This window comes from Bartonella sp. OC16QHHD, from assembly GCF_042194035.1.
GTDB lineage: Bacteria > Pseudomonadota > Alphaproteobacteria > Rhizobiales > Rhizobiaceae > Bartonella.
Map to the genome: position 1 here is coordinate 1 of NZ_JBHIMJ010000073.1, position 1,047 is coordinate 1,047.

At 31.5% G+C, this 1,047-nt stretch carries 2 protein-coding genes; one reads left to right on the forward strand and one right to left on the reverse strand.

Going from position 1 to position 1,047, the window contains the following annotated elements; all coding sequences use genetic code 11:
- Positions 1–3 precede the first annotated feature (3 nt).
- Positions 4–327: a hypothetical protein gene (locus ACFIK1_RS07180; protein ID WP_375662455.1), complete on the reverse strand. Its 324-nt coding sequence runs from the start codon at positions 325–327 to the stop codon at positions 4–6.
- A 113-nt stretch (positions 328–440) separates the two neighbouring features.
- On the opposite strand from ACFIK1_RS07180, the gene ACFIK1_RS07185 reads away from it, so the two are divergent.
- Complete coding sequence (locus tag ACFIK1_RS07185) at positions 441–770, forward strand: hypothetical protein (RefSeq protein WP_375653475.1); 330 nt, start codon at positions 441–443, stop codon at positions 768–770.
- Positions 771–1,047 lie beyond the last annotated feature (277 nt).

Below are 1,047 nucleotides of genomic sequence, written 5' to 3' on the forward strand. Positions count from 1 at the left end.
TCCTTAATGCTGCAATCTATCGACCTTCTGATCAACACCGCAGCTCTTGCAAATTTTCGACATTGGGGGGTGTTGCTCTTGCATTAATCTCTGCAAGCGATCGGGGTAAAAAAAATCTTCTGGACGCAAATCTATCCCATGATCACGTGCGTAGTTCAGAAGCATAATTTGATATTTAGCTGGTATAATTCCGCCTTTACCCTCTAGTTTTTTTAAAGGATAAGTCCATTTATAAACAGCAGACACATGACATTGAGAAATCAACGACACACGTTTCGCACCGCCTAAATATTTTATAATCGTACCTGCTGAATTTTTGATATTCATTTTAATTTCTCTATTTATCAAATGTGCATTTATTCGATTATAGAAAAAATGTCAACATTTTTTCTAAAATAGAAATGTTGATATTTTTTAAAACAACAGGAATATTGGTAAGTATGGATATTCAAAAAGAAATAAAAATTTGGGCAAATGAAAAACTTAAAACAATGGGTCATGGGTCCCGAACTGAATTAGCTAAACATATGGGACTTCATACATCTGTTGTATCTAAAATGCTTTCTATCGATGATGATAAAGAAAGTAGAAGTATATCTGCTGATGAACTCGTTAGATTAACTTCATTTTTTAAAGCTCTCCCCCCTCATTTTATACCCGATAATTGTGATGATTATTTTTTAAAATTATATTCCTCGGCAAAGCCAGAACATAGAAAAGCTGTCATTTCTTTTCTACGATCTTTGCAAGAAGAAGAAGATGAAAAATAACCACCCGTTTTTGCTCATTTGTTAATGACGAAAATATTTTTAGAGCTTTTTTAGACTGCTTCATACAGAATTTTCTCCACATTGAAATGAAAATTAAATTACTTTTTTGTGTAGACTATTTGTCTATCACTAAAAAAATTTTTTCTGTTTTAGAAAAATTATATTGACTTATTCTAAAATCGAAAATATGTTCACTCCATATCTTAGAAAATAACTTTTGCCAATAGGCTGTATGGAGGCATTTGTGAATAAACCAGTGTTTATAAATTCTGATGAA